The sequence below is a fragment of the Phocaeicola barnesiae DSM 18169 = JCM 13652 genome (genome assembly GCF_000374585.1).
Taxonomy (GTDB): domain Bacteria; phylum Bacteroidota; class Bacteroidia; order Bacteroidales; family Bacteroidaceae; genus Phocaeicola; species Phocaeicola barnesiae.
Window position 1 is genome coordinate 71163 of the sequence record NZ_KB894646.1, and the last position, 24187, is coordinate 95349.

The 24187-nt window shown below is 50.5% G+C and carries 13 protein-coding genes; 3 read left to right on the forward strand and 10 right to left on the reverse strand.

All coding sequences use genetic code 11. From position 1 onward, the window contains the following. Positions 1 to 37: 37 nt before the first annotated feature. From C510_RS0105360 to C510_RS0105385, 7 genes are all read right to left on the reverse strand, one after another. A complete protein-coding gene (locus C510_RS0105360) occupies positions 38 to 2407 on the reverse strand; it encodes an ABC transporter permease (protein WP_018710308.1) in 2370 nt (789 codons plus the stop codon). Between the two features lie 94 nt (positions 2408 to 2501). Further along, positions 2502 to 4901, reverse strand: coding sequence for an ABC transporter permease (locus C510_RS0105365; protein WP_018710309.1), 2400 nt, complete (start codon positions 4899 to 4901; stop codon positions 2502 to 2504). A 111-nt stretch (positions 4902 to 5012) separates the two neighbouring features. Then, positions 5013 to 7385: an ABC transporter permease gene (locus tag C510_RS0105370; protein WP_018710310.1), complete on the reverse strand. Its 2373-nt coding sequence runs from the start codon at positions 7383 to 7385 to the stop codon at positions 5013 to 5015. A 95-nt stretch (positions 7386 to 7480) separates the two neighbouring features. Beyond that, positions 7481 to 9862 (reverse strand): ABC transporter permease, encoded by a 2382-nt coding sequence (locus C510_RS0105375; protein ID WP_018710311.1) that lies wholly within the window; start codon positions 9860 to 9862, stop codon positions 7481 to 7483. Positions 9863 to 9943: 81 nt separating this feature from the next. Next, complete coding sequence (locus C510_RS0105380; protein WP_018710312.1) at positions 9944 to 11191, reverse strand: efflux RND transporter periplasmic adaptor subunit; 1248 nt, start codon at positions 11189 to 11191, stop codon at positions 9944 to 9946. A 5-nt stretch (positions 11192 to 11196) separates the two neighbouring features. Continuing rightward, positions 11197 to 11355, reverse strand: coding sequence for a hypothetical protein (locus C510_RS17300; protein ID WP_154651951.1), 159 nt, complete (start codon positions 11353 to 11355; stop codon positions 11197 to 11199). Positions 11356 to 11521: 166 nt separating this feature from the next. Further along, positions 11522 to 12994, reverse strand: a complete 1473-nt coding sequence (locus tag C510_RS0105385) for a TolC family protein (protein ID WP_025893167.1) — start codon at positions 12992 to 12994, stop codon at positions 11522 to 11524. Between the two features lie 218 nt (positions 12995 to 13212). Here C510_RS0105385 and C510_RS0105390 point away from each other — a divergent pair, with 218 nt between their 5' ends. Further along, positions 13213 to 14580: a sigma-54-dependent transcriptional regulator gene (locus C510_RS0105390; RefSeq protein ID WP_025893165.1), complete on the forward strand. Its 1368-nt coding sequence runs from the start codon at positions 13213 to 13215 to the stop codon at positions 14578 to 14580. A gap of 3 nt (positions 14581 to 14583) precedes the next feature. After that, positions 14584 to 15855, forward strand: a complete 1272-nt coding sequence (locus C510_RS0105395; protein ID WP_018710315.1) for a sensor histidine kinase — start codon at positions 14584 to 14586, stop codon at positions 15853 to 15855. 168 nt (positions 15856 to 16023) lie between these two features. On the opposite strand, the gene C510_RS0105400 is transcribed toward C510_RS0105395, so the two are convergent. From C510_RS0105400 to C510_RS0105410, 3 genes are all read right to left on the reverse strand, one after another. Next, complete coding sequence (locus tag C510_RS0105400; protein WP_154651952.1) at positions 16024 to 18330, reverse strand: TonB-dependent receptor; 2307 nt, start codon at positions 18328 to 18330, stop codon at positions 16024 to 16026. 65 nt (positions 18331 to 18395) lie between these two features. After that, positions 18396 to 18734 carry a hypothetical protein gene (locus C510_RS17700; protein WP_018710317.1) on the reverse strand — a complete coding sequence of 113 codons (339 nt, stop codon included), beginning with the start codon at positions 18732 to 18734 and terminating at the stop codon, positions 18396 to 18398. 432 nt (positions 18735 to 19166) lie between these two features. Beyond that, the gene (locus C510_RS0105410; RefSeq protein ID WP_018710318.1) at positions 19167 to 21254 is read right to left on the reverse strand and encodes a KamA family radical SAM protein; all 2088 of its coding nucleotides are present in this window, start codon (positions 21252 to 21254) and stop codon (positions 19167 to 19169) included. Positions 21255 to 21626: 372 nt separating this feature from the next. Here C510_RS0105410 and bioA point away from each other — a divergent pair, with 372 nt between their 5' ends. Further along, on the forward strand, positions 21627 to 23897 hold the full coding sequence (gene bioA / locus C510_RS0105415; protein WP_425311415.1) for an adenosylmethionine--8-amino-7-oxononanoate transaminase: 2271 nt from the start codon (positions 21627 to 21629) through the stop codon (positions 23895 to 23897). Positions 23898 to 24187 lie beyond the last annotated feature (290 nt).

Sequence of the window (24187 nt, forward strand, 5' to 3'; positions counted from 1 at the left end):
TTTTACTTGAATCATGCTTTATATTTCAATTCTTCATTTATTCATTCTTCATCGCCTCCACCGGCTTCACCCGGCTCAGCATCCAGCCTTGAAAGCAGACGATGAGGGCCGAGACACCCCATATAATCAGCAATGGGTATATGAAAATACCTGCCGAAAGGGAGGCGCGATAAGCGAACTGCTCCAGCCAGCGTTGCATGAACCACCAGGTAATAGGCATAGTTACTACATAGGCTATCACCGCATAGAGACAGAAGGGCTTGTTGAGTAACCAGATAATCTGTCCGCGTGTAGCACCGTGTACTTTTCGGATACTGATTTCGCGTACACGTTGACGGGTAGCATACCAAGAGATACCGAACAGACCGAAGCCTGTCAGCAGCAGACCGATAAGGGCATAGAACGTCAGGATGTGCGACAATGAAAGTACCTTTTCGTTACGCTTCATAAACTCCTGGTGCATATCTGTATATTGGAAAGGCTGACCGGGATAAAACTTGCTCCATACAGCTTCTATCTGTCGCAGGCTTTCCGCACGGTTTTCAGGTTGCAAACGAACTTGCAAATAAAATCCTTTCTGTAAATCGGTTGTTGACAATAGGCTGATGACAAGTGGTGTTACCGATTCTTCCAACGAGTTCACCGCAAAATCCCGTACGACACCTGCTACTACCGCCAGGCTGTCACTTGCTTCTGGATCAAACTCACGTAAGGAATGTCCGATTACTTCTGTATCTACGGGTACCAGTAAGCGGATAAAACTTTCATTTACCAGTACCGGACGTATCTTCTGTTCCAAGAGACGGTTTGGCCGGTCACCACTCAACTGTTCGATACGCAAAGTATGAAGCAGCGTAGTATCGCCTTCCAGTGTCAACAGGTTTGTGCGTACTTCCTCACCGCCAGGAACCTGAATGGTCAGTTGACGTATCCAGGCATTCAGTATGGAAGCTTTGGAGAGCGTCATGGATTCAATACCCCTTACCTGCTTTTCCAGTTCAGCCTTGAAAGGTGCCAGTGGAGCACCAAACGCATCTCCAATTTCGATGCAGTCCTTATAACGCAAAGCTTGTTGTCCGGTGAAGGACATCTGCTTGCGGGCAACAAGTGTAGCCAGCAGCAGGCCGATGGAGATAACAAACTGAACCGTCACCAGCACAGCTACGAAACGTTGCTTGCGTCGTCCGCTATAGAGCGTGCGATATTCACTGAAAGACAATCGGGACAATTTCCGGCTGATGTACCATGCCGGTATGACGGACATCAGCAGAACAAAAACGAGCAACCATGGTAATGCCTGACTACTGAAAAAGAAACCCATCGTAAGCTGTGCCCCTACCAAGTCATTAAATATAGCCAGGCAATCATTTATCAGCAGCAACGATACGCCGAACGCCAGGATTACCGTCAGAAACGCGTCTCCGAAGAGTTGCATACGGATGTGCTGCAACGTTCCTCCCATCAGTTTTTCCACATGAATCATACGCAACTGTTGCAACAGACGGCTCAGACTCATATTCGTATAGTTACAACAGGCAATAATCAATATCAGTATCGCGGCCAGCAGACTGATATAAAGTGTCTGTACGGGGGTCTGGCTGATAAACTCGAGGACTTGCTGTGAAGCGTCATCTGGTGTAGTAAAGCAGATGGCGTCCAACGGATCGAGATAATACTTCGTCTGGTCAGGCATCAGGGTAGGCACCTTATCGGCGTTTATCTTGTCGGCCAAACGAGTGGCATCTGTTCCTTCAGAAAGTTTCAGCAAGGGAACTCCACCCCAGAAGAAGTCGGGATCATGAGCAATCAACATGTCGAAATGCAGAAGCGACTGTTCGCGTTCCTTGAGCACCGCCGCCACTTCGTAAGTCCGGGTTTCACCGAACCGCATGTGTACTTCCACCTGTTCCCCCAGAGCCTGTCCGCTTCCAAAGAGTTTCCTGGCGCAGGTAGCACTTAAAGCCATCTTACCAGGTTGGCGAAGTACTTGTTCCAAACTACCTTCTGCGGTACGATAATCGAAAAAACGCGTTAACGTTGTATCAGCAGACAGCATCATGAAGCCTCTTTCCACCTTCTGTTCATTCACTTTGCAGTAGAGTAAATCCAATTTGCCCAAGCACAAGACATCCTCCACCTCGGCATAACTGTTTTTCAGTTGCCAAGGTATTTCGGCCGCTGCAAAAGCCACTCGTTTTCCCTCCGTCATCGGATCATCCTGTTGCAGGAAAAAGATGCGGTCACGGTCAGGGTTATCTCCTTCCAATCCATGTTCGTGTATAAAATAAGTCATCAGCAGGTTGGTACAGGCCAATCCCAAGGCCAAACTGGCCACAGAGACAAGGAAAAACACCTTGTTCCGCCACCAGCTCCGTACAATCATTTTCAGTGTTACATTCAGTATCATAATTAGTCTTCTTATTGTTGGCCAGGTATCAGATACCTGTTGACCAGAACCTTTGTTTTTAATTATTAATTATTCATTTTTAATTGATCAAGCTCTATTCCCTCTTAATTACCTCTGCCGGATTCTGTCGGGCAATCCGTAGAATACGGAAGATAACGGTCAAGGTCGTGATTACAGCCACAAATATGAAGATGCCTGCCCAGAAAAAGAAGCCGCAATCAAAGAATACAGTATACATCCGTTTCCATTGCATCAGTGCGAAGTAGAGCAAAGGGAAGGCTAATACCGCACTTCCTGTCAGCAGGATAATATACAGACGGGCGAAAAGCAAGATAATCTGTGAGACACCTGCTCCGTTCACTTTACGGATAGCCACTTCCTTCTGTCTGCGTTCTGTATCGAGCGTAATACTGGAATAGACCCCCAACAACGTAAGAACGATACTGACTATGGCAAAAAACAAGACGATGTCTTTCAGCTTATTTTCCAAAGGTTGATCTTCACGGATATCATCTGTCAAGGTATTTACTTGTGCGGTAACACTTTCCGGCAAGCTTTCCCGAAGTACCTGTTCCACCCAGGTCCGAACAGCATCTGCCTGTCCGCTCTCACATTTCAGGTAGCAATGTCCGATATAACCGTTGAAATTCTCACTGCTGATGAAAACAAACCCGACACTTTGAGTATATGTATCGTTCTGGAAAGACGGACAAATACCACACACCGTATACCCACGTTGCGAATCGTAAAGAGTCATTCCCATCACATCCTTCTCCATCCGTTGCTGCCAGGTACGGTCAGCCACCATGTCTGTCGCCGTATTCAGACCGTGTCCCTGTTCCAGCGGTATGTTCATGAATGTAAAGAAATTTTTTGGCACGGACATAATGTTTACTTCTATCCATGAGTCCTGATTATCTTTTTCAGTCATCATGCAATTACCGGACATTCCCTGAAGATAACCGATATCCGCCAGCAGAACATCCTTGACAGCGGCATGGCTTTTGAAACGGTTTATCAGTTGTTGCTTGTCTGCCTGAGTCAGGAACTGATAACCTAACGGAATACTGAGGATGGAAGCTTTCTCCTGCCTAGATAACGTATTCAACAGCGTACTGCTGGTCTTCTCAGCCTGTAGATACAATCCTGCGGTCAGCGTTACGAAGGCCCAACAGATGAAGAACTGCATTCCCAGCATCAGGTTACGTCCCCGATGTTTTTGCCGGTGATGTTGTTCGCCTCTCAGGCCGGTCTGTATCGTCATACGGCGTATACGTATCGTAGAAACCCCACAGACAACTGAACACAAGACAATCAGCAGAAGGATATATTGTGCAGCCTGTTCCAGCAATAAGGTCTTATCGAATGTCATGGAGAAGAATTGAAGCGAGTAGTCCATCCGTCCTTCGGTCAGTTCGATACCGCATAACATCAACAACGAGGCTATCAGCATTACAAGCAGTGATTGGGTAAACAACAGGTAGAAGAGCTGCCGATCTTTGCATCCGTTCACCTTCATCAGACTGAATTCCCTGGTCCGGTTGAAATAAGACCCTATCAGGAAGTGGAAGAAATTGACCAGACCTACCAACAGGATGAGCAGTCCCATTGCGGCAGTTATTCCGCTGGCGACAGACAGCCCACGGTTGAACGTAGGGAGCTGTCCGATGGGAAACTCCTTCACTTTATAAGTCGTTCCATACAGTTGCCAGGTAGAGATTCGTTCTGCCAAGACCGTTTCCAGTTGACGGAAGTCTACTTCAGGCTTAAGCAGGGCATACGTGTTTCCTCCTGTCATCTCCCGGTTCTTGGGACTCTGAAGTACTCCTTCACTATCGTTCAATACCAGCATATCTAGCGTTTCCATGAAATGAAGGGAATTGTTCATCGGTGTATCCTCCATTACAGCCTGTATGGTGTATACAATACCTCCTTCAAAAGGAGTAGACTCCGGTGAAGTAGGAAGTTTTCGGGTCATGGTACATGTTTTTCCGATCGCTTCATTTATATTTCCGAAGATACGGACTGCTGTCTTGCGGGTCATTACCAACGCATTGGGAGTATGGCTGGCCGTTATCCAACTTCCGGCCAGAATACGGGGAGTGAACAGACGGGCATACAGACCGTCTGTTTCCATCCTCCGGAGTTCATAAGGCAATGACTTGCCGGGCTTCACTTCGATGTCGAAAGGACACTCTCTCGGATAGGCCACAAACGATACAGCCTCCAACTGATCGGTCAAATTACGCAAGTCATGCGACAATGGAACCGGAGTACCGGAGAAATAATGCCCAGCCGTAGAATCGTACAGACACAGTTGCGCAATCCGACCGTGATTGATAAAACAATGGTCTCTGGACTCTATGAAACGACTGCAATAAAAGCAGACAGTGAAACTGAACAGACCCACCGCCAATCCGATAATGGAGATGATATTCTGTGTACGGTACTTCAACAGATTCCGCCAAGCGATTTTCAAGTAATGTAGTATCATATATTTCTTTTCTTTTATTTTTTAGTTGACAAGGGAACATGGCTCCAGGCTACGAGGACAAGGCTTATACGAATCTCGTCCTTCTACATCCTCGTCCACTTGTTAACTAATTTACTCTCTTTTTATTACTTCTGCCGGATTAATCTGTGCTGCACGATTCACTTGCCAGAACAAAGTACCCATCGAAATAACCGCCACTGCTAACAAGGCCAACAGAAACATACCTGCGTCCATCGGAGCTTTGACAGAAAAGCCTTCGGTATAATTCAAAATGAAAACAACAGACAATGGTACGGCTATGGCAAAAGCTGTTGCCAGCACCAGTAGATACTTGCGGGAAAGAAGCAGACAGATATCCAGCATTTGTGCTCCATTAATTTTACGTACGGCTATCTCCTTATAGCGCCGGTGAATGTCGAACAGCGACAGGCCGAACAGTCCCAAACAAGAAACAAGGATAGCAGCCAGCGCAAAGGTGGAATAGACACGAGCGATATGACGGTCTTCCTTATATAATTGTGCGGTCATGTCCTTCAGCCGTTCATAAATGAAATCGTCCGTATGATACATATCCTTTACGATGCGGCGCAGATATTCCTGCAAGTCCTTCTCCCGTCCTTCTTTGGCCCGTATCAGTGTATGTCCCATCCAGAACTCGGGCCCCACAAGAAAAGCCATCGGACGGATTCCTTCGGACAAATGTCCCGGGTAATAGTCCTCGATGACGGCAGCAACCGGCATTAATGAAGTGCCTCCTTCCTCTATTTCTCCACTTTGTGACTCGCTGATCCATAAAGGAGTTTCACTCCGCACAAAGGCTTCCTCACGGTTTCTATATCCCAATGCCTTCATGGCTGCACGGTTCAGTACCATCTGCTGATTAACGAATTGGGTAATACCTTCGGGTATCTGCCCGTCCACCACCTTCAAGTCGTAGAGGCGGAAGAAATCGGCTGTCACGTAGCACGTCAGCATGGGGACAGACTGGTTCCGGTCGTTCAGAATCTGACAGATGGAGTGACTTTTCTGTTGTATCATAGACGAGGTACAAGTCCAGAAGTCGATATGCGGACATTCGTTCAGTTTTTCACGGATTAGTTTCTGTCGCTCCCAATATGCTGCATCCAAACCGAAAGTCGTAGTCTCATGCGCTAATTCCACCCGCACGTTTCCCTCTGTCCGATAGCCTGGAGATGTCTCGATGAGCAAATCAAAGTGCCTCTTGAAATAGATGGAAACAATGATAAGTGACAGGGTTATGACATATTGTATACCCAAAAAGACAATACGTGTAGCTACAGACATGCGTGACGATGACAGGTTCCGCATGGAGGTAATCGGACGGTTATAACCATACTTCAGCCAAGGATAGACTGAAGTAAATAACGGAAGTAATACCAGAATACCTACGGATAGCCAAAGGTCGAAAACCGTATAGGTTACGGTTTCTCCCAACAGTTGTACGCAGAAGCTTTGTGTCACTTCAACCAGCACCCACGCCACAAAGAGCGAGGCTGCCACCAGCAGGAAGTTTTCCAGCCAGATTTCCACAAAGAGTGCTCTACGGCTCAGACCGAACACCTTCTTGATGCCGTATCCGCGCGTGCGTTTCATCATGAATACCAAGTATAGGTTGATGAAGTTGAGCACACCCACAAGAAACAGCAGCACAGTCACAACCGACAGAATGGATAAGTAGTGACGGTTACCGAAATGCAGGATGCTTTTATACTTATCGGCTACAGTCGGTTCGAAGTAAAAGTCCTTCCAAGTGATAAAACGATAGCGCACCTGTTCATGGTAGACATTTTCATGGTAGACATTGCTGCGGGCGTTCACTTCATTCAAATCAAGTCCGGGTAACACACGCATCAGTTCGATGTTCAGTTGCCTCCAATCATCTCTGTGATTCAAGGAGATAAGCAAATCGAAATCCCAGCTGGTCTTGCACGAAGGGCGATCAATCACACCACGCACGGTAAGCATCTTACCACTATACTCCAGTACCTCTCCTATCGGGTTCTTCTCACCGAACAACTGTCTGGCATAGCTGCGGGTCAGAATGGCGGCATCGGGCGTATCAAGTACAGCCTCGCCCGCTATTACCGGATAACGGAAGAAATGGAAAAACGTGGAATCAGCGGCCAGCAGACGCGTCCGGTAGTTCACCTCCCCCTGGATGATGTTTTCATTTTCAAGGGTAAACAGCCGGCAACGATCTATGATGTAATCATCGGAGATACCCCAGTTCACCTTTTCTGTGGGTTTCGGATTGTCACTGGGGTAAATGTTACCTTCTATATCCCGCAAAGGAACGATGATGTTCTTGGAATCAATACAGTTTGCATCAACCGTCAGTTCGTAATGCAGGTACCTTATCAGTACCATGCAGCAAGCCAGGCTGAACGCCAAGCCCAACAGGTTGATGATGGTATACGATTTGGCGCGTGTCAGAAAGCGCCAGGCATAAATCAGTGTTTTCATTTCTTCGTTATATTTTAGTTGACCAGGTTTCAGGTACTAGTTGACTAGACTCCTCGTTTTTAACTTTTAATTATTAATTATTAACTGATTAAGTCTTATTCCCTCTTAATTACCTCTGCCGGATTGATCCGTGCCGCACGGTTCACTTGCCAGAACAAAGTTCCCATCGAAATTACGGCCACAATTGCGATAGCCAACAGGAAAATTCCGATACTCAACGGTGCCTTGACCGCAAAATTTTCCGTATAACGATAGATGAAGGTTATGGCGACAGGTATAGCAATGATAAAGGCAACTCCCAATAACCATAGATACTTACGGAAAAGCAACCGATATAAATCTTTTTTCTGTGCACCGTTCACTTTCCGGATACCGATTTCACGGTACCGCTGACGAATGTCGAACAACGATATGCCGAACAATCCCAGACTGGATACCAGTATAGTAATAGCGGCGAATAGCGTATAGACAGAAGCTACCCTCCGGTCAGTATCATAGATTTTCCGGATATTTTCTTCCAGAATCTGATATTCAAAATCCTCGCTACCGTAAATTTCCTGTTCCGTTTTCCGAAGATATTCCAATACCTTATCCAGCTTACCGGGAACACAGGCTATCTGATAGACATCTCCGCTCATGGAATTTCCAACAAAATACGCGGTAGGTTTCTTCCCCAGTGAAAGATGTCCTCCATAATAGTCTTTTACTACGGCCGATACCGATAAAGAGCTGTTACCTAATCCACGTGTCGCCATAGGAGTCTCTTCCTTGATGACGGCATCCCTGCAACTTTCATATCCCATTGCCTTTAAAGCGGATTGATTCAATACGACGGCGCTGAACAGCCCCCTATCTTCAGACATATCAGGCAAGGCTCCTTCCACAAAACCGATGTCATACACCTCAAAAAAATGAGGTGAGGCCATACGCATAGTCAGTTTCATCTTCTCTCCCTGTCCATTTATGAAAACATCTTCATAGTCACCGTTCAGAATGTCCGCAAAACTGGCTTCCCAGGCTTCTATATCGGGACAGGCATTCATTTTGTCGTCCAAAGCCTTAACCCGTTGCTGGCGCTGCCGGATGCTTTCTGGAGTATAGCTGCTATAGTCATTGGATTCGTAGACGAGTCGGGCTATCACAATATCTTTCGTACGGAATCCGGGATCCGTTTCAAGCATCAGATTCAATTGCCCATTGAAATAGAACGATAGGAGAACCAGCAGAAAGGTCAATACATATTGTACGCAAAGGAATACCATACGCGAACGGATTGACTGCCTGCCCATGTTGACAGATTGGATTGATACCAAAGGAGAAGCCAACGTATATTTCAGATACGGATATATCGAAACCAGTACCGGTAAGAAAACCAACAGAGCTACCGATAGCCACAGGTCGAAGGGCGAATAGCTGATGGTATCACCGAACAACCGATTCATCCAGGGATGTGAGAGTTCGACAAGTACCCAGGCAATGAACAGAGCACTTCCTACCAACAGGAAGTTTTCGGTCCATATCTGCCGGAAAAGATGACTCCCTCTGGCTCCGAAAACCTTCTTCAGACCGTATTCCCTACCCCTCCGTAGCATCGTAATCAGATAGATATTGATGAAATTAAGGACACCGGCAAGCAATAACAGTACATATACCCCCCATAATATCCAGAAGTAAAAACGATTCCCTACAACAAACATATCGGTTTCATCATGCTGCATGCTCCGGTCCCAATAGATGTCCTCTACCGGAATGAATTCAAAAGTAAATTTCCGGCTGTCATATTGCGGAGGATTGATATAACGGGGAATCCTGCCGATTTCAGCCAGGTGATTCATGTCCGTTCCCGGGAAGAATGTATAAAATTCAAGTTCCATCCGATTCCATGCATTATCATCCGATAACCGTTGGGAAAGAATCAGGTCAAAATTCAGGGAGGTCTTGTTGGATGGGCGGTCCAGCACGCCCTCTACGATTACATCCTTACCGTTGGAATACCGCAGGACTTTTCCTACCGGATTCGTATTTTCCCCGAATACCCTGGTGGCAAAATCCTTCATCAACAACGCCGAGTTGGGAGCTGCCAGGGAGGATTTACCTTGAACCAACGGGTAATGGAACAGTTGCAGGAATACACTGTCCGTTACGATGACTCTTGCCGCGAAGCGGTGATTCCCTTCCAGCACATAGTCCTGATTCAGCGGTATTACCTGGGTATAATGTTCGATACACGTCGGATCAATCCATACGCTATCCTGTTGATTGACAACCTGTCCCTGATAAGCGTTTCCCATGACTATGTTTTTCACTCCATACACATGTTCCCGGTCGATACAATGCGTATCTACCGTCTGCTCTTGGTGAAGGTATCGTGTCAAGACAATGCAACAAGCCAGACTGAACGACAAACCTATCAGGTTGATGATAGTATACGATTTGGCGCGTGTCAGGAAACGCCAGGCATAAATCAATGTTTTCATATCTTCGTTATCTTTTAGTTGACTAGACATCTGATACCAGTTGACCAGTCCCCTCGTTTTTAATTTTTAATTATTAATTCCCTAAAGTACCAGCTCTTCCGCGTCGCCAAAGTTATCATATCCTGTCGTAATTACCCAATCGCCGGGTTGTAACCCTTCGGTAATTTCATACTGGACGGGGTTTTGGCGCCCGATGGTGATAGGTACTTTCACCGCACGGGTCTTGTCGGCATTCAATTTGTAAATCCAGTTTCCACCTGTCTGCTGGTAGAAATTGCCGCGTGAAACCACCAACGCCTTTTCTGGTTGTCCCAGTTCAATCTGCACCCTGAAGCTCTTTCCCAGACGGACATTTTCCGGCAGGCTGTCCGTGAATACCAGGTCTACCTCGAACATGCGGTCCTTCACCTCAGGTACCACCTTCGTAACCTTCAGCGGATATTTCCGGTTCTGGTAAGAAATGGTGGCAGGAAGTCCGGTAGTAACCCGGTCGATGTAATACTCGCTGAGCGAGGTGTGTATCTTGAACTGGTCCATCACCTTCACTTCGGCAATGTTCTCTCCGGCACCGACTTTCTGGCCGGGAGTCACTTTCACGAAACTCAGTTGCCCGTCAATCGGAGCACGGACTACCAGTTCCTCTACCCGATTCTGACTCCGTTCCATCTTCTTATATTCCCGTTCCAGGTCATTCCGAAGCAGTTCCTTCCGGATAACCGTCATGGCCGAGTCGCTACGCAGGCTCTGTAGTTTCAAGCGGGTGGACGCCGTCTTGTAGTTGAATTCATCTTCCGAGACTTCCAGTTGGGCTTTGCTACGAATGCCCATCGTATATTCTTCTTTTTCGAGGGCATAACTCTTGCGGATTTTATTCAACTCGTATTCCGCTTCCAGCGTCTGCTGCTTCAGGGTCAAGCTCTTCTGCTCCATCTCCAGTTCCTTCTCTTGGTAAGAGATACGTTGTTTCTCCCATTCATCCTGCTGGTCTTCGATGTCACGCATCAGGTTCGGATTGGTAAGTATCAGAATGGTGTCTCCTTGTTTCATAAGCCTGCCTTCCTCGGCTACGATGCGGTGTACATTCCCCTCTTCACGGGTATTGACAATGATGGTCATAATCGGTTGTACGATACCTTCTACATCTACGTATTCCAGGAAGTCGGCATGACGCACTTCGGCGGTCTGCACATTCTCCAGCTTGATGCGTAACCGACGGGGACCTGCCGCCAATACAATGACATAGATGAGTCCGGCCAGCAGGACTATGCCGCCTATCAGGCTATAGCGGTAACGGATGTACCAGGGTTTCTTTTCCAGTTTTATATCCATAGGTTTTAGTTTTTAAGTTCGCTTTTACTTTTTCTTTTTGACGTCAAAAAGAAAAAGATAACAAAAAGAAAAAACGCCGGCTGCAGTTTTGAGGCGGCTACGAAACGTCTTCCGCCGGAAGCGCAGGAACTCGCTTCGCTCAAACAGCCTGCGCTTCTTTTCATCGGAATCCGATTCTCCGCTCTTTCGCCTCAAAACAGAGGCCGGATTATTTTCAAATTGACTATCAATGTTAGTATATCAATTCTCACTAATACTAGTCATTCTATACAGGCTCTCACTCTACTATTAACTGAGCAACTTACCGGTAATAGCATGCTTATAAGTGCCCTATAGCTCGGTCGGAAGATTATGCCACAACGGACGGTCGTGTTCAAAATCATACTGCGTCATGCTCCGCAGGCCGTAATAAAGCGTCCAGTACGTCTGCATGGCCGTCATATAGTTCCGGCGTGCCGCATCCTTTTCGGTAGTGGCGGCGTTCAGGTCGAGGATGGTTGATTTGCCCAACAGGTACAGCCGCAAGGCCACTTCATAACGTTTCTGTGCCGTACGGTCCGTCTTGGCGGCTACCAGCACTTGCCGGCCTTGCAGGTTGAATTGTCGCACCATCTTGCGTACATTCAGCTCGAAATCGGTCATTCCCTGTGCCACTTGGGTTTCTACCAGTTCTACCTGCGATTTCGCCACACGCACCTTTCCTTTTCCTCTTCCCCAGTCCAATATCGGAATGGCGATGGAAAGACTGACGTATTGCTGGTCGAGCGGGTCACGATACGATTCCTTGAACTTGTCCGATGTCTGCGACAGGCCGAATTGCAGATACAGGTCTGCCTTCAGTCCCCGGGAAGCCCTGGCCGAAGCCAGCTGACTACGGCTTTCCAGGCGGAGTCGCTGATACATATCCATGTCGGGGCTGTTGGCGTATGCCTGTCGGAGCGCTTCATCCAACGGAATCTCGAACGAAGGAAGACTGTCCGAAGGTTCTACTTCTATCGTCACATCTTCCCGGATTCCCAGAAAGGAACGGAACGTCAGCATGGCATCCTCCACTTCGATGCGTGCCTGCATCAGGTTCGTTTCTTCGTTCAGCTTGTTCACCTCCAGTTGCAGCATCTCGTTTTCGGTGATATTCCCGATGTTATACCGTCCGCGTGCATATCGGTACAAGGTATCGGCCGATGCATAGTTCGCGGCCGCAATGTTGAGGTTCGTCTGGGCGGTTGCCAACGAATAGAACAGTTCGCAGGTTTTCGAAGCAATGAGTTCCAACGTTTCCGCGTAGGCTTTCCCCGCCTCACGGAAACGGACCGGCTCAATGCGTTTGTCCCATTTCAGGTAATTGTACCCGAAGAGGGACTGGCTATAGCCGATGGATATCGGTTGGGTACTATAGGCAGTTGCTCCGGTTCCCAGTTCATCCATGCGCTGGCTGGAGGTCTGGACAAAGAAATTACCGCCCGTCAGTGAAAGGTTCTGACTAATCTGAAGCCCCAAATCCGTACTGAGCTGGTTTTGCCTGATGAATAATTCGGTTCCGTCCGGCTGAGTTACCTTATTAATCTGTCGGTTCAGATACGGGTTGGATATAAGCGATACCGAAGGCAGGTAATTGGCCCGGAAAGAGCGGTAGCTCCAATAGGCCGACCGATACGTATGTCGGGCCGCCTGCGCTTCGGGCGATTGCTCCTGCGCCAATGCGATGGCATGGTCGAGGGTAAATACCTGCCTATCTGTTTCCGTCTGTGCCGAAAGGGTAATTCCGGAACAGGCCAACAGCCATAGCATCCATTTTCTTTTCATAGTCGTCATTTCATGCAATTTTACACATAGACAGATTCAAAAACCGTGCCATCGAAACAACCTGTTAATTATCAGACAGATATAATAACTTTCTATTCATCGTTTCCGTGCGATTCCGCACAAAAATCGTGCGAAATCGCACACACAACACAACGGATTTTATCGTATCTTTGTCTGCATAATACAACATACGCATGAATACCACCACACCCAAGGAAATGGAAGAAAAAGGAAAAATTCTGATTATAGACGATAACGAAGACGTATTGTTCGCCTTGAACCTGTTGCTGGAGCCTTACATGGAGAAGATTAAGGTTACCACGCAACCCACACGCATCAAACACTTCATGGAAACCTTCCAGCCCGATGTCATCCTGCTGGACATGAACTTCTGCCGCGATGCCATCAGCGGACAGGAAGGTTTTGATTACCTGGAAGAGATTCTGGGTATCGACCCGAAAGCGATTGTGATTTTCATGACCGCCTATTCCGATACGGAGAAAGCGGTCCGGGCCATCAAGGCCGGTGCCACCGATTTCATTTCGAAACCGTGGGAGAAGGAGAAGCTACTCGCTACCCTCTTCTCGGCCGTCAAGCTCAGCAAGTCCAGAAAAGAAGTAGACCGCCTGCAGGAACAGGTTACGGCTTTGCGCAACGATGCTTCCCTGCCTGAACTCATCGGCGAATCTCCGGCCATGCGTCAAGTCAAGGACACGATTTTCCGTCTCTCGGATACAGATGCCAATATCCTGATTCTGGGCGAAAACGGTACCGGAAAGGATTTGGTGGCCCGGATGCTGAAACATTTCTCTCCCCGTGCTACGGAAGCCTTCGTCACCATCGACTTGGGGAGCATTCCGGAACAGTTGTTCGAGAGTGAACTTTTCGGTTATGAGAAAGGGGCCTTTACCGATGCCCATAAAGCTAAGCCCGGACGGATGGAAATGGCTTCGGGCGGCACGCTTTTCCTCGATGAAATCGGGAACTTGTCGCTTCCGATGCAGGCCAAATTGCTGACGGCACTGGAGAAACGGCAGATTGTCCGCCTGGGTGCCGTAGAGCCTGTCCATATCGATGTGCGGCTGATTTGTGCCACCAATGCCCAGTTGCCGGATAAAGTACACGAAGGCTCGTTCCGTCAGGACCTGCTTTATCGCATCAATACCATCGAGTTGCACATCCCTCCGCTCCGTGAACGGGGAGAAGACATCATCCTGCTGGCCCAGCATTTCCTGGATACCTACAACCGGAAATACCATAAATCCATCACCGGACTGAACCGCGAAGCCCGCAACAAGCTGCTGAAGTATGCCTGGCCGGGCAATGTACGCGAGCTTCAGCACATCCTCGAACGGGCGGTCATCTTGAGCGAGAACCACATCCTGCGCCCCGAAGACTTCCTCCTGCCGAAGCAGAAAGGACAAGCCAGGGATTTCGATGACGAGGAACTGAACCTGGAGAAACTGGAACGCCGGGCCATCGAACGGGCGCTCCGTCAGAGTGGAGGAAATTATTCCCTGGCCGCCGAAATGTTGGGCATTACCCGTTTCGCCCTTTACCGGAAAATCGACAAACTGAACCTGTAGCCTATGAAAACCTTCTCGTATTGCCTCCTGACCCACATCCTCGCCCTGGTAGTCTGCGTTGCCGTAGGGGTAGTCGGCTTCGTGCACGGGCTTTTGTTTTCCAGCTTCGCCTGTACATTGATAAGTATCGGCATCTGCTTCAGCATGTACCGCATCCAGCGGAGAACGGTGGAGAACCTGAAGCGGACCATCGCCTGTCTGAAACGGAAGGATTTCAGCGGTATCGTTCCGCCGGCCTTTGCTGACAAGGAAATCCGGGAACTTTCTTCGGAACTGACGAAGGTCATCCAGGAACTTAAGGGGAATCTGCTGAATGAGGAAGCCAAATACCAGTATTACGAGAATCTCTTGAACAAGGTAGACACGGCAGTCATCGTCTGTAGCGCTACCGGAAGGATTGACTGGATGAACAAGGCGGCGCTTCACCTGTTGGGCGATACAGCTACCCTTCCCGGCGAGATTCCCGAAGCACTGGAACAACATCATCAGATTGTCCGCCTGAACAACCAGACACCCGGCCTGGAACTGGCCGTCTCGTCTACACTGATTACCATCAAAGGAAGGGAACGCAGCATCATCACCTTGAAGAATATCCATTCGGCATTAGAAAAGACGGAGATGGAGGCATGGCAGAAACTGATCCGGGTACTCACCCACGAAATCATGAATTCCATCACACCGATTATCTCCTTGTCGGATACCTTGAGCGAACGGAGCCGGGAATATCCGCAGAGCGAACACACCCGTACCTCCATTTCGCAGGGACTGGACATCATCCACCGGCGTTGCAAGGGACTGATGGAGTTCGTAGAGAATTACCGGAAGCTGACCCGTGTCTCACCCCCGGTCAAGACCTGCATCGAAGTGGATGCTTTCTTTGAAGATTTGAAAGGTTTGGTGGCCGAGCACTACGTCCGTTTCCGGGTAGCAAAAGAAGGAATGGTCTGGAACGCTGATAGACCTCAGATGGAACAGGTCTTCCTGAATCTCCTGAAGAATGCCCGCGAAGCCTGTAGCCGGCGGCCGTCACCGGAAGTGGAAGTGGTTGCGGAGCCGATGGCAAACGGCATCCGTTTCCTTGTATCGGATAATGGAGAGGGGATTTTACCCGAAGTGAAGGAACGTATCTTCGTCCCCTTCTTTACCACCAAACCGAACGGTTCGGGTATCGGACTCAGCCTGTGCCGCCAGGTTGTTTCCTTGCACGGCGGACGAATCTACGTAGAATCGGAACTGGATAAAGGTACCCGCTTTGTCATGGAATTGCCTAGGTAAGTAGATACCAGTTGACCGAAACAAAAATGTAGGGACGCACGGCTTGTGCGTCCTAATAAACACATTCGAGCCCCAAAATCCGGATGCCCCATCATGCCCGATATAAAGCCCCATTCAACAAGTAAGGGCGAGAATCCCTCGCCCTTACACAACATTATAAACTTCTCGTCAATAGCTCAACTTGATTCCGGCAAAATACGAACGCGGCATGCCCGGTCCGTAGATGTAGCCCGAGTCACGGTCGGCACCCTGGTCGAAATCATCCTGGTACGCATTGAAGAGGTTCTGTACACCCGCGTTTACCTGCAGGTTGATGCTCTTGTAAAGTTTGAAATCATACCCTACTTTCAGCCCCACATCCATGAACTTGCGGGTCTTTTCCGTCCGGTTTTCCGAGATATATCCCTTGTGGTGTTCCACCAGCATGCTTCCGGTGTAGGTACCCGACAATGCCACGGTCAACGGCGTAATCGGGTTGTAGGTCATCGTAAAATAGCCGTAGGCATCCGGTGTACGGAACATGCGCTTTTCCGGAGCCACATCGCCGGCATCGCTCCACGAACGGGCTTCCTTGTACTCGGCTTTCTGGAGGGTGACTCCGGCCTGCAATTGCCAGATGTTGCGCCAAGCCAGCTTACCTTCCACCGTCAATCCGTATACCGTGGCTCCTTTCTCATTGCCACGTTCAATCATCAGCACCCCGTTTTCCACACCCAGGTCGGTCAGGGCAAACACGTCCGAAAGGTCGGTATAGAAACCTTCCACCAACAGGTTGCCCTGCCAGTCGCCCCAGCTATGGTACATATCGGCCGAGAGGCTCAAGCTCTGCGATTTCTCTTCCTTCAGGTCATCGGCCAGTTTGATCATCGACACGTTTCCACCCACGTTGGCAATGTGCAGGTCCTCGTCGAAGGCCTGCGGCGCACGGAAACCGAACGAATAGCTGGCACGCAGGTTGATGTTCTCGGTCGGATTATAGCGCAGGTTCACACGCGGGCTGAATACCGGATGGTCCAGCAGGTTGTGCTTGTCCAGACGGCCGCCGATGAGGAAACTCCATTGGTCGTTTTTCCATTCGTTCTGGGCGAAGGCACTCACGATGCGCACCTCCTGGTCCGTATACCGCTTGTAGCCCCACATGTTGTCCTTCAGATTGTCCTGGTTGTATTCCAGACCGGCGGTCAGGTCGGCCGGCATGAAGAGGCAACGGTCAAAATGGAAACCGTATTGTGTTCCGGCAACCCAAGTCAGGTCGGTCGTCGCGCCGTAGGCATTCAGGTCCTGTCCGCCTCCGTAATAGCTGTCACGTTTGATGTGCTGGGCCGAAGCATACACACCCAGGCGATGTTTCTCGTTGGGTGAGAAATAATCGAATTTCAGTCCCCCGGTATTGATGCTATGCTCCGTCTGTTCGGCGATGTTCGCTTCGTGAGCCGGACGGTCCAGCATGTCGCCACCCCGGCGGAACTCCTCCAGATGATGGTACTCGAAAGTCAGTTTCGAATAGGTGCTGGTCTTGATGTACGAACGGAAACCCACCGTCTGGTTCTCCAGCTTCGGAAGTTCCGTATATCCGTCAGCGTCGTGGTCGTAGCCGCTCCGTTCGCGGTTCTGACCGAAAAGCGCCAGCCCCATCTTCTGGTCATCCGTCACCAGCGAGGCGTTCACCATCGTATTGTTCTCGAACACATTCAATCCGCCGATACCGGTCAGCGTGTGTGAAAGTTGTGCCGAGTTACGGCTCGGTTCCTTGGTGATGATGTTGATGGTACCCGCAATAGCCGATGAGCCGAACAGGGCTGAGCCGCCGCCACGCATCACTTCCACGCGGTCAATCATGTTGGCCGGAATCTGTTCCAGCCCATATACGCCCGAGAGTGCGCTGAAGATAGGACGCGAATCAATCAGAATCTGAGTATACGGACCGTCCAGTCCGTTGATACGTACCTGCTGATACCCGCAATTCTGGCAATTGTTCTCCACCCGCACTCCCGGCTGGAAGTTCAGTCCCTGCGCCAGACAGGTGGAATTGGTATTCTCGAAGGTCTGCATCGACATCACGTTCACCAGTGTCGGCGCCATGCGTCGGGTCGTCTCGTTCCGGTTGGCCGAAACCACCACTCCCTCGATGGCAATCAGGTCCTCTTCGATTTCAAAATTCAACTCGATGGTCTGACCTTTCTTCAGGGCGACCTCCTTCTGTACCGTCTTGTACCCTACCGAAGAGACTACCACGGTAAATGTCCCTTCTTTCAGGTTCTTCATGAAATAATGCCCGGTGGCATCCGTAGTGGTTCCGATGGTAGTTCCCTTCAAGGCCACACTGATGAACGGCAGATGCTCTCCCGAATATTTGTCTACTACGTGACCGATCAGGTTCGCATCCGACCCGTCAGTCACCGGTTCATACGCATACGCGTGTTGTGGAAACAATATACAAATTGCTCCCCATAAGATAATGGTAAGTATTTTCATGAGTTTAATGTTTCGTTTGTAATTCATTTACAGCCGTTTCACGCCAGAAACGGCACTTTTCAGACTTACAGACGAACAGGAGGAGCCCGCAGGTAATGGCTCCGGCTTTCACGGAGCACAGGTTTGCCGCTCGTCGGGTTGACTATCAGAACGGCAAGCAGAATCAGCCACAAAGGTAAATCTACCGAAGTGGATTCATTACCCGAAGAAACGATGGCAGACAGATAGAGAATGGTCTCGTATTGAGCCTTCGTATGGGCATGCCCGGTATGGAAAGGATGCGAGTGCACGATGACCACTCCGTTCACCACGTGCGAGTGGGTGAACAGTGTGATACCGCACCAGTATAATGAGAACAGCAGCAGTAGGAACCACCCTGTTTTTCTGTATTCCTTTCTTTTCATCGATTCGGGTTTTCGAGCCGGCAAAATTACTCATTTCCCCGTCATCCGCAAAATTCCTTACAAGGTATTTGCATGGTTTATAGTTGATTTTGCAAAATCATACAATTCCGTTGATAAGTAGGGACGCACGGTCCGTGCGTCCGGAATACCGTATTACATATAACAGACCTTTTAATTGTCTCTATACAAGGAGTCAGGACATATATATCATACACGAACTAAAATGTATCATCAGTCGATGAAGAGGCAGACGCACGAAGCGTGCGCCCCTACATGAAGACGTAATCGAAATAACATTACTTCAAATCCCCCAAAGAGCCTAAAAAATGAGCGGAATAGATTGAATAAATATTCCGGCCTTAGTTTTGAGGCGGCGTTTTTTCTTTTTGTTACCTTTTTCTTTTGGACACCCAAAAGAAAAAGTAAAAGGGCTCAGACATGAGTAAACTCCGAAGTCACCCCCGGTTCCTGCAACGGATACTGATACAACTGGAACCGCCGTTCAGTCTCCCCTTCGGTATAACGCCAGATACTCTCATAGTCCTCGGTACGTTCGCCCATGCCCTCCAACTGACAAAGATACGCGTGCACCGACTTGTTCTCCCGGATGAACACCGCTTCCTCGTGATTGACCACGGGGCTATGACGGCGAGTCCCGTCATGACTGAACTTCAGCATCCGGCAACCGTCGGCCGTAATGCCCACCAGTTGGAACGTCATGCTCTTCCCGATACCCGGCAGGTTCAGCACGTTCCGGTCGGTGGCCAGGAACGGAATCTCCTTTTCCGAGCAGAACTTCCGGATTTCCGAGCTTTTGAAACGGCTGGCGGCATATTGTTCCAAGAAAGCCTGCTCTTCGTCCGCACCGATTTTCCCGATGGCCTTCTCTTCACAACTCTCCTGCATCGAGCGGCTATTGGGTGCAAAGACCGCATGATTCTCGCGGAACCCTTTGACAGAAAAAGTATAATAGCAGAACACTCCGTATTCGTTCAACAATTTACGGAGCTTGGCCGTATGTCCGCGTCGGGAAGCCGCCACGTTGAACACCAGCTGATTGGTCACGGTCCACCCCGTCGACTGGATGCGTCGGATAGCTTCCTTCGATTCCGGTGTCAGTTCCAGCGGACTCTGGAAATGGGTCTGGAGATAGAACTGGGTGATGCCCTCCTTCTCGGCGGCCGCCTTGAAATCGGCCAGAATCTCCAGCAGCTCGTCGTTGATGCGCATCGGCAGATAGACCGGCAACCGGCTACCCAGACGTACCCGCTTCATCTCCGCGTACTTCTGTCCGTCGGGACGCTTCCGGTTGGCCGCCCGTTTGTTGCGGGCCATCTTCAGCACCGCGTTCAGGATATTCCGCAAGGTCTTGTTCTGACTCATCAGGGCATCGCCACCCGTTATCAGGATGTCGCAAAGTTGGGAATCCTCCTCGAAATACTTCATCAGGCGGTGCAGCTTGTGCTCCCACGTCTCGTTCGGCTTCAGCTTCTCGAAATTGAAGTTGAGCCGCTTGCTCTGGAAATCGTACATGCGTTGGCAGGAAGCGCACAATCCTCCGCAGGCCCTTCCCATCGAATCCGGAATCAGGATGGCCACTTCCGGGTAACGGCGATGGATGTTGTGTCCTTCAGGAAGCAGCCAGCCGGCCGCATTGGGTTTCCCGGCTTCCACGATGTCCTCCTTCTCCCAGGCACGTATCCGGCCGAAGGTCTCCACCAGTTCGGCCGAATACAGCACATACGAACGGATGGAAGCGTCGTCATACCCCGTATCGTAGGGGTTCAGCAACGACAGGTAATAGGGGGTGACAAAGACCGGGATTCCCTTTTTCCGGGCTTCGTGATACAGACGGACCAGCTCATCCGGCAAGGTATGGTCCAGTGCCTTGTTGATTTCCCGGACGCTCCGGGCCGCCATGGCCAGCTGGAAACGGTAATCGTACCACCATTCCTTTACCTTGTCCACTTTTTCTTCGTAGGTCATTCCCTCGGCAAAGGAATAGCGGCTGTTCGCGGCATGTACGTGTTCGATACGTTTCACCAGCATGTCGATGATGCGTGCCTTGTTCGCCCGACGGATGTGCTTCACGTCCTCGTCCAGTCCTCCCGGCCACCGGCGCATCCATTTCCGGACCTGTTCCTTGGTGGGCTTTTCCGGTTCCGGCACATACAGGCGGCGGAACTGATGGTACACATCCAGCAGGAAATCCAGACTCGGTGTTTCGGCCGAAGGTTGTGCCGTCAGCCATTCCCACCACATCGTAAGGGTCCGTACCGGAACTTCTTCCCCGGTCGAAAGTTCGCACACAGTCTTTCCGTCGTATGCCAGCAGGTGCTCCAGGTTACGCACGGCCGGCCTATCCGGTATCACGGCATCCGACTTCAGATAGTCGGTAAGTTTGCTTTTGAATGAATCAACATCGCTGCATGCCCTGGCCAGGGTGCAGAGATCTGTCAAATCGGTTTCGAAAAGAGCTTTCACATCTTGGAATGTCAGGTTCTTGTTTTTTTGTTTCATGAATCTTGTTTTTAAAGGTGAATGCACAAATATACGGAAAAAATAGAGAACGACGGCATAACCGGTCAGCCGGGAAAGGACTTTTAAGGTCTCTTTGGTTTCATTCCCGGACGATTTGGAACGCTATTTCCGCACGGTTTGCATGGTTTGACGAAGAAATTTCCTACATTTGCGGAAATCTTTTAAAAACATGCAACCGTGAAAAAGAAACAGAAATCATCCACTCAGTTACGTTTCCGCCGATGGAGCCGGAACGCCTACGGTGCCTTTGCCAGCATCGGGCGTAGCGTCACCATCGGATGCCTGCGTGCGGACATGACCGACGTATCGCTCCGGAAACAGGGGGGCACGGTGCAGACAATCTCCAATTCTATGACCATTGAAACATTGAAGCAACAGGTACTGGGAGGGCTTGACATATCGCCCGAACAGGCCGCCTGGCTGGCCAACACGGCCGACCGCGAGGCCCTCTACACGGCCGCGCACGAGATTACCCGAGCCCGCGCCCAGCGTGAGTTCGACATGTGTTCCATCATCAACGCCAAATCCGGCAAGTGTCCGGAGAACTGCAAATGGTGCGCACAGTCTGCACATTACAAGACCCAAGCCGAAACCTACGATTTGTTACCGGCCCGGCAATGCCTGGAACATGCCCGGTACAACGAACGGCAAGGCGTCAACCGTTTCTCGCTGGTCACCAGCGGACGGAAACCTTCCTCCAGACAACTCGCACAACTCTGCGAAACCACCCGCCATATCCGGCGGCATTCCTCCATTCAATTGTGTGCTTCCTTAGGGCTCCTCAACGAAGACGAATTGCGGGCCTTATACGATGCCGGCATCACCCGCTACCATTGCAACCTGGAGACCGCTCCCTCCTACTTCGCCCACCTCTGTAGCACACACACCCAACAGGAAAAAATCGATACCCTACAGGCTGCCCGCAACGTGGGCATGGACATCTGTTGCGGCGGTATCATCGGCATGGGCGAAACGATGGAACAACGCATCGAATTCGCCTTTACCCTGAAGCACCTGCACGTGGAGTCCATCCCCATCAACCTGCTCAGCCCCATTCCGGGAACACCCTTGGAAAACCAGCCGCCCTTGAGCGAAGAAGAGGTGCTGGTCACCATCGCCCTGTTCCGCTTCATCAATCCTACCGCTTACCTCCGTTTTGCCGGCGGACGCTCCCAGCTCAGCCACGAAGCCGTACAGAAGGCCCTGTACATCGGCGTCAATTCCGCCATCGTGGGCGACCTGCTCACCACCCTCGGCTCGAAGGTTTCGGACGACAAGAAACTCATCCGCGAGGCAGGCTATACCTTCGATTCCGCCCAGTTCGACAGGGAGCATCTGTGGCATCCGTACACCTCCACCACCCGTCCGCTCCCGGTCTACAAGGTGAAACGGGCTTCGGGAGCCACCATCACCATCGAGGACCCGGAAGACCCCGACAAGGAACGCACGCTCATCGAGGGAATGTCCTCGTGGTGGTGCGCCGTACACGGCTACAACCATCCGGTCCTGAACCGTGCCGCCGAAGAGCAGCTGAGCCGCATGTCGCACGTCATGTTCGGCGGACTCACACACGACCCGGCCATCGAGCTCGGCCGGTTGCTGCTGCCCCTGGTCCCCCCTTCCCTGCAAAAGATATTCTATGCCGATTCGGGCTCTGTAGCCGTCGAAGTCGCCCTGAAGATGGCCGTACAGTACTGGTACGCCAAGAGCCTGTCCGGAGCCTCGGAAGCGCGCCTGGCCCGGAAAAACAATTTCATCACCATCCGTAGCGGCTACCACGGCGATACTTGGAATGCCATGTCCGTATGCGACCCCGTCACCGGCATGCACTCCCTCTTCGGTCCCGCGCTTCCGGTCCGTCATTTCGTCCCTCAGCCCCGTTCCCGTTTCGACGGCGAATGGAATCCGGACGACATCCTGCCGTTGAAAGAAGCCCTCGAAGCCCATGCCGATACCCTGGCCGCCCTGATTCTGGAACCCATCGTACAGGGAGCCGGAGGCATGTGGTTCTATCATCCGCAATACCTGCGTGAAGCCGCCCGCCTCTGCCGGGAGCATCAGGTCCTGCTCATCTTCGACGAGATAGCCACCGGCTTCGGCCGTACCGGCAAACTCTTCGCCTGGGAACATGCCGGTGTGGAACCGGACATCATGTGCATCGGCAAGGCGCTCACCGGAGGGTATCTCACCCTCTCGGCCGTACTCGCCACCAACCAGGTAGCCGACACCATCTCTAACCATACCCCGGGCGTTTTCATGCACGGTCCTACCTTCATGGGGAATCCGCTGGCTTGCGCCATCGCCTGCACCTCTGTCCGCCTGCTCACCTCGCCGGAATACGACTGGCAAGGCAAGGTCCAGCGCATCGAGGCCCAGTTGAAAGCCGAGCTCGCTCCGGCCCGTGAACTCCCCCAGGTAGCCGATGTCCGCGTCCTGGGTGCCATCGGAGTCATCGAGACCCGCGAACCCGTCGACATGGCCCGGATGCAGAAACGCTTCGTCGAAGAAGGTATCTGGGTACGTCCGTTCGGCAAATTGGTGTACCTGATGCCACCGTTCATCATCCGCCCCGAAGAGTTGACCCGACTTACCAGCGGACTCATAAAGACGTTAATCAGTTAAAAGTTAAAAATTAAAAGTTAAAAGTTAGTTATAAGTTGATTGGGACAGGCCGCAGATTAGAATCCACGGATTACAGGGAACCGGAACCAAGCGCGGAAACATCGCTAAATACGAATGTAGGGACGCACGGCTCGTGCGTCCTATAAACCGCCACCAGGTAGTAAGCGCGGAAACATCGCAGAATGCGAATGTAGGGACGCACGGCCCGTGCGTCCTATAAACCGCCACTAGGTAACAACCTTCGGAACCAAGCGCGGAAACACAAAGAAAACGCCCAATTCCGGCCTTAG